Annotated in this window: 5 protein-coding genes; 2 read left to right on the forward strand and 3 right to left on the reverse strand. The window is 51.0% G+C overall.

Features of this window, described 5'->3' with window-relative positions:
• Positions 1-1,002 carry a glycosyltransferase family protein gene (locus tag JHJ32_RS17440; RefSeq protein WP_079715522.1) on the reverse strand — a complete coding sequence of 334 codons (1,002 nt, stop codon included), beginning with the start codon at positions 1,000-1,002 and terminating at the stop codon, positions 1-3.
• A gap of 265 nt (positions 1,003-1,267) precedes the next feature.
• Here JHJ32_RS17440 and JHJ32_RS17445 point away from each other — a divergent pair, with 265 nt between their 5' ends.
• Entirely contained in the window at positions 1,268-2,218 is a 951-nt protein-coding gene (locus JHJ32_RS17445; protein WP_200121826.1) for a zinc dependent phospholipase C family protein, read from the forward strand.
• Positions 2,219-2,232: 14 nt separating this feature from the next.
• Here JHJ32_RS17445 and JHJ32_RS17450 read toward each other — a convergent pair whose 3' ends face one another.
• Positions 2,233-3,708: a PLP-dependent aminotransferase family protein gene (locus JHJ32_RS17450; protein ID WP_200121828.1), complete on the reverse strand. Its 1,476-nt coding sequence runs from the start codon at positions 3,706-3,708 to the stop codon at positions 2,233-2,235.
• A gap of 65 nt (positions 3,709-3,773) precedes the next feature.
• Here JHJ32_RS17450 and JHJ32_RS17455 point away from each other — a divergent pair, with 65 nt between their 5' ends.
• Positions 3,774-5,699, forward strand: a complete 1,926-nt coding sequence (locus JHJ32_RS17455; RefSeq protein WP_233632729.1) for a TonB-dependent siderophore receptor — start codon at positions 3,774-3,776, stop codon at positions 5,697-5,699.
• 26 nt (positions 5,700-5,725) lie between these two features.
• Here the strand turns inward: JHJ32_RS17455 and JHJ32_RS17460 are convergent, their stop codons facing one another.
• Positions 5,726-6,442: an MIP family channel protein gene (locus JHJ32_RS17460; RefSeq protein WP_079715992.1), complete on the reverse strand. Its 717-nt coding sequence runs from the start codon at positions 6,440-6,442 to the stop codon at positions 5,726-5,728.
• Between the last annotated feature and the right edge of the window lie 56 nt (positions 6,443-6,498).

Here is a 6,498-nt window from a genome sequence, read left to right on the forward strand (position 1 = left end):
CTATGCCAATGCTTTGCGGACGTGCGCGTCCAAGAGGTTGTCGATGATGGCTTGTGTACAATCCGGGTAATCTACCGCAACCGTGTGTCTACTGGTCAACCATGCTTCAATAGCAGCGTCATTTTTAGGCTTCAGGCTCTTAATCACCGGGATTCCCATCTCTTCAAGTGCCGCCGCATTAAGGTGCTGTTCATACTGGTTTTTCATCGGGATGACCAGCAATTTCTTTTGCAGGAACATCGCTTCCGCAGGCGTTTCAAACCCTGCCCCACATAGCACGCCCGCCGAGCTGGCCATACTTTGGATAAAGGCCTCATTGGCTATCGGTTGCACACGCACATTGCGCATCTCGAACGGAATCTTGTTGTGCTTCGAAAACACCTCCCACTGAACATCGGGAAAACGCATCAGATGTTTGAGCAGTCGCGCATCGTCATATGCCGGAAGATATACCGTGTAATGCCCTTTGTCCGTCACATCCAACCGGCGCACCTGCTGGCGAATCACAGGCGTAAATATCCTCGCGCTGTACCGCTTAAAGTGGAAGCCATAGTTGAACGTCGCAGGCGCATAGTTCTTCATAATAAATTTGCCTACCATGTCCTGATCCTTGGGTTTAGGCGCCTGGACATCCATTGCCGCAGCCTGGTGGCTGAGTCCGATGCATGCCTTATCGCGGATGTTGCACGCCCAAGCAGATATCGGCTCAAAATCATTGATGATTAAGTCATACTGGTCAACGGGTAATGTGTTGACTTCCTGGATAAGCCTGCGCACGGTGGAACTCATAAACGTTTTCCACAAATCTACCCCACCTTTTTTGCCAAAGATAAAACTGAGCCCGTGCATACGGTATTTTACAGGAAACGGCAAGACCAAATCTGCCTGGATACCACTGACCAGTACATCAACCGTAGCACGCTGCTGCAAACAGGGTACCACATCCATAGCACGGCTTAGATGACCGTTGCCCGTACCTTGCACTGCATAGAGGATTTTCATAGTAAGACGATAGACATCAGACGTGACACCATAAACATGAAGCATCAGGCTCCCCACTTCCGGGCTTCCGACTCTTCAATGCCTAAACGCTGAGGCCAAAAAACGAAAAAAAATACGGCTTTTCAAACCTACCATCCAATTTATTAACTTTTTCATAGCTGCCGTGTTGAAAATTCTTATGCTAATTACCGAATTTAATATTACCCCAGCGTTAAAAACCCATGAAAGATTTGTGATTCTGCCTTATATCCGCTATCTTTCGTCGATGAACCGAATCTGCCTACTGCCGTTATGCATCCTATTGTGGGTGATGCTTTCCTCCTGGGGCTTCCATGCCCATAAGCTCATCAATCAGATGGCCGTATTTACCTTGCCGGCTGCCGTGGCCGGATTCTACAAACATCATGTAGACTACATCACCGAGCATGCTATCGACGCTGATAAACGATGTTATGTAGACACCGCGGAATCGCCCCGTCACTTCATTGACGCCGACCGTTATGGCCAGCAGCCATTCGACACCATCCCTATCCATTGGTCAGCCGCTATCGGTAAGTTCACCGAACGCAGGTTGCTCGCGTCAGGCATTCTTCCCTGGCAAATCAACCGGAGCTACCTAAATCTCGTCGATGCGCTTTCTTCCGGAGACCTGCAGCGGATATTACGGCATTCAGCTGACATTGGTCATTATGTCGCGGACGCCCATGTGCCGTTACATACCACGAGCAATTACAACGGACAGCAGACCAACCAAGTGGGCATCCATGCCTTTTGGGAAAGCCGCCTGCCGGAGCTCTTTTCGGGCAGCTATGACTTTATGGTTGGCCGCGCCCGCTACGTAAATTCACCCCTGGAAGAAGCATGGCATATTGTAAAAGAAAGCTATGCATTAGTGGATGATGTGCTGGGCATCGAAGCCGAGCTGAATGAGGCATACCCCGCTGACCGCAAATATGGATATGTTGAACGCAACCGGGTACTCACACGTTCGTATTCCGATGAATATTCATTGGCATACCACGAGGCGTTAGCAGGGATGGTCGAGCGGAGGATGCGTGGAGCTATCCTGAGCATCGGCAACTTTTGGTACTCCGCGTGGATAGATGCCGGGCAGCCAAACCTGCAAAAACTCACCTTCGGAAATGACGCCGCCACGGACACCTTACCCATGCCCGCAGACGGGCAGGAAATCCTTGGCAGGAAGGAGTGGCATTAGCTAAATAACAGTGCCTACATTGTCCGGGCTGCTTGCCCCATCAACGCCACCACCTCCGTCAATGCGGGTTGCGGAAGACTGCCAAACCCCAAGCGAATACCACAATGCATGTTGGATTGATACAACAGGTACCGAGGCAAGTGAACCTCATGTTGCGCACAAAGATCCCTTAAGCGCATTAAGTTCAATTCTTTAGGCCATCGTGTCCAGATGGCCAGTCCCCCGCTTGGCACGTTAAAATCGACAAATGACGCCAAATGCTCATTCAACAATGACGCCAACATATTCCGGCGAGCTTTGTATTCCAAGGTTGTTTTTTTCAAGTAACGATGAATTTCACCATCAGCAATCATCTCTCCAAGGGCTAATTCGGTCAGCGCGTCGCCGTGGCGGTCCATGACCCCTAAAAGCTTTCCCATTTCGTTAATCAGTTCCGGCGGGGCGACAATAAATCCGGAACGGAAACCAGGCGCCATCGGCTTACCAAAAGTCCCGACGTAAACGACCATTCCTTCCGTGTCTGTGCTAGCCATGGGGAGCTGGGGGCAATCGTCGTAATGAAAGTCATAATCGTAGTCATCCTCCACAATGACGAATCCATATTGGGCGGATAATGCCAACAGCTCTGCCCTGCGCTGCGCACTGAATGCCACCGTAGTCGGATAATGATGGTGAGGCGTAATATACAGCATGCGGAAAGGCTGCCGCTCGCAAAGCGTCCGGATGGCAGCAACATCAAGTCCCTCCGCGTCAACCGGCACCGTCATGATGGCTGCTCCAGCCTTCTGCAAGATCATGTTGGTCGCAAAGTAGCTAAGTTCACCAACCACTACACGATCGCCCGGAGTTATCAGTGTCTCCGCCACAATATAAACACTTAGCTCCAAGCTACGTGTCACGAGGATGTGCTCTTTTGAGATATGCAGCCCTCGCGTCAGGTTGAGGAAATTCGCCAGGTTCTCCTTGTAATATGCGACGCCCATCATGTTGTTATAGCCCAACTTGGGCCGATTGCCCTTTCGCTTCATGTTGGTACGCAGCAACCGTGTCAGGTAATCCACATGAGACAACCTGGGGTCCGGAAGCCCGTCGTCGAGCGTATATTTTGCAGACGAATAGTCAAAGGGGTTGTCCAAGACACTCCATTTTCTAAAATGGAAACCAGCCTGCTGAGGGTAAGCGACCACGCCCATTGCCCGCAATCGCCGTTTTTTTTCCGCCCCGCTATTGCTGACGAACGAGCCCTTGCTGGGATGGATGGCTATCCACCCCTGGGCATCCAGTTCGGCATAGCTTGCTGCCACCGTATTGCGATGCACGCCCAGCAATTCACCCATTTGCCGACTTCCGGGCAGTTTATGCCCATCCGTCAAATAACCACGTTGAATGGCGCTGATCAGCTGATTGGCCACTTGAAGGTATACAGGTGTGGCCGATAGGCGATCAATTTGGATAAAACTACGATATGGAACTAAAACCGGACTACCCATAAAATAAAAACTGGCACATCTTGATATGCCCGCAAGATACGACTTTTGCAAAAAAACGAATCAGTATGAAGCAAATATTACCGATAACACGTATTACCATGATTGCGCTCGCTCTTTTTTGGCTGACGACCAAACCAACCCGGGGACAAACCAACCACCTCCGTCCTTCATCGCAGGATACCAGCGCGATATCGTTGAATGAGGTTGTCATCACGGAAAACCGACTCCAGTTGCCTTTCGCCAAACAAAACCGAAATATCCAAATCATCGACCGGAAGCAAATCGAAGCCTTACCCGTGCGGTCGGTCAATGAACTGCTAAGCTATGTAGCTGGTGTCGATTTAAGGCAACGGGGCCCATTCGGCGTACAAGCCGACGTCAGCATCGATGGAGGAACCTTTGAGCAAACCCTTATCTTGGTCAATGGCATCAAGGCATTCGACGCTCAAACGGGGCACAATAGCCTTAACCTGCCTATTCCCACCGATGCCATCGAACGCATCGAGATCATCCGGGGCCCCACGGCACGTATCTACGGTATCAACAGCCTCACCGGCGCCATCAACATCGTGACCCGCAAGCCCCAACAATCAGAAATCACTGCCCATGCCTATAGCGGGAGCGGATTCAAAAAAGACACCGCCAATAACGATGCCCTTTTCAACGGGCGCGGCATACAACTCAGCGGCACCCACACAGGCCGGTTTGGTACCCATTCCCTGTATGGTAGCCATGAATCAGGCAATGGATATCGATACAATACGGGATTCCGAAACAACAAAGTATTTTATCAGGGCGAAATCCCCACAGGCACAACCAACGCTTTTTCCCTGATGGGCGGATATGTATCCAATGATTTCGGAGCCAATGGCTTCTACGCGGCACCCGGCGACACCGAATCCCAGGAAATCGTCCAGACGGTCCTGGCTGCTATCGGATACCGCAGCCAGTTATCCAGCCGGTTTTCATTGTCGCCGCGCGTCAGCTACCGTTATGCGTATGACGATTACCGTTACTTCCGCTATGACCTCACCCGGGCGCGGAGCCAACATCATGGCCACGCAATCAATTCAGAACTCAACGGCTCATTACAGACCACCGCAGGCGATGTCGGCATCGGGCTGGAAATGCGCAATGAAATCATCCGAAGCACCAATATTGGCGACCACAACCGGACCAACTATGGCCTATACGCGGAGTTCAAAACTGAGGTAATCAATAAACTGTTACTCAATGCCGGCGCATATCTCAATTACAATTCAGACTACGGTTGGCAGGTGTTTCCCGGCGTCGACTTGGGCTACCAGCTAAGTGAGCGATGGAAATTAGTCGCCCACACGGGGACTGGCCAGCGCATTCCTTCGTTTACCGATTTGTACCTCGACCAACGCCCCGGCAATATCGGCAACCCGTCACTGGTTTCCGAACGCGCTTGGCACGCGGAGGGCGGCATCAAATATGTAGCCGGCGGTGTGATGGCACAAGCCCGTTACTTTTTCCGAAACATGAACGACTTTATTGACTGGGTACGCCTATTACCAGACGAACCATGGCAGCCCCACAACTTCCAGCGGAATCGTACGCAGGGCATTACCTTTTCCGGCAGCTATCGCCTATTTCCCACACAAAGCAGCATAGGACTGATGGCTGGTCTTTCGTATACCTGGCTATCTCCCCATTTCGAAGATAGCCAGGACGCCGGGTTCCTTTCCAAATATGTTATCGAAAGCCTTCGACACCAACTGGTTGCCAATCTCCAATTTTCTATCGGGGCGTTTTCAGCTACGACAACGGCCCGCTTTAACGAGCGCATCAGCTATAAAAGCTATTTTGTCGGCGACATGCGCATCGCTTACGGCTTCAAGCCCGTGGCCCTGTACCTGGATGCACAAAACATTTTTAATGTCACCTACATTGAAGCCGCCGCTATCCCAATGCCCGGAAGGTGGCTTAGCTTAGGTGCCAAATACGCAATTAGCGGAAGGAAATGAACCTCGTGAATAATGCTTTTCCGTCATTAAACTCGCCTTTCCAACAACCGCCAAACGACCGCAGCCACCACAGCGCCGGTAATGGGCGCTAAGACGAACAACCATAGCTGGCTCAGGGCTGCGCCTCCGGCGAAAACAGCGGGGCCAAAGCTACGGGCGGGATTAACGGATGTGCCGGTGATGGGAATCGCCACGAGATGAATAAGTACCAATGTGAAACCTATGGCCAATCCGGCCATGGTACTATTTCCCCACTTGGAAGTGGTACCGAAAATCACAAACAAAAAGAGAAACGTCAACACCGCTTCAGCAAGAAACGCTGCAGCGGTGCCGTATTCACTTTGGTAACCTTTGCCCCAGCCGTTGGCACCATAAGCCCACTCTCCCGGGGTAAACCCTTCGATTTGACCACCGAGCACCAATCGTAGCAAAAGTACCCCTACCAAGGCTCCGATTAATTGCGCTACGATATAAGCGATTGCGTCTTTTGCAGAAATTTTGCCGTTAACCAGCATGGCAATAGTAATGGCCGGATTGATGTGGCAACCGCTTATACCACCAATGGCGTAAGCAAAAACGACCACAGCTAAGCCGAAGGCCAAAGAAATCCCCAACAGTCCCAAGCCCGAAAGACCGGCCAACGTGTCTACACCTGCCACAGCGGCGGCGCCGCACCCGAAAAGTACTAATCCGAAAGTACCGACGAGCTCGGCTACGAATTTAGTCGATAGTTTAATTTCCATAATTGAATAATAAATAGTTTATCGAAAGTAAAAAGTTTTTTATTACAAAACAACTC

This window comes from Parapedobacter sp. ISTM3 (assembly GCF_016533505.1).
Classification (GTDB): domain Bacteria; phylum Bacteroidota; class Bacteroidia; order Sphingobacteriales; family Sphingobacteriaceae; genus Parapedobacter; species Parapedobacter luteus.

Bases quoted from the DNA above. Each gene is read 5' to 3' on its own strand.
- JHJ32_RS17460 (WP_079715992.1), bottom strand. From the start codon at position 6,442: ATGGAAATTAAACTATCGACTAAATTCGTAGCCGAGCTCGTCGGTACT.
- JHJ32_RS17440 (WP_079715522.1), bottom strand. From the start codon at position 1,002: ATGAAAATCCTCTATGCAGTGCAAGGTACGGGCAACGGTCATCTAAGC.
- JHJ32_RS17445 (WP_200121826.1), top strand. From the start codon at position 1,268: ATGAACCGAATCTGCCTACTGCCGTTATGCATCCTATTGTGGGTGATG.
- JHJ32_RS17455 (WP_233632729.1), top strand. From the start codon at position 3,774: ATGAAGCAAATATTACCGATAACACGTATTACCATGATTGCGCTCGCT.
- JHJ32_RS17450 (WP_200121828.1), bottom strand. From the start codon at position 3,708: ATGGGTAGTCCGGTTTTAGTTCCATATCGTAGTTTTATCCAAATTGAT.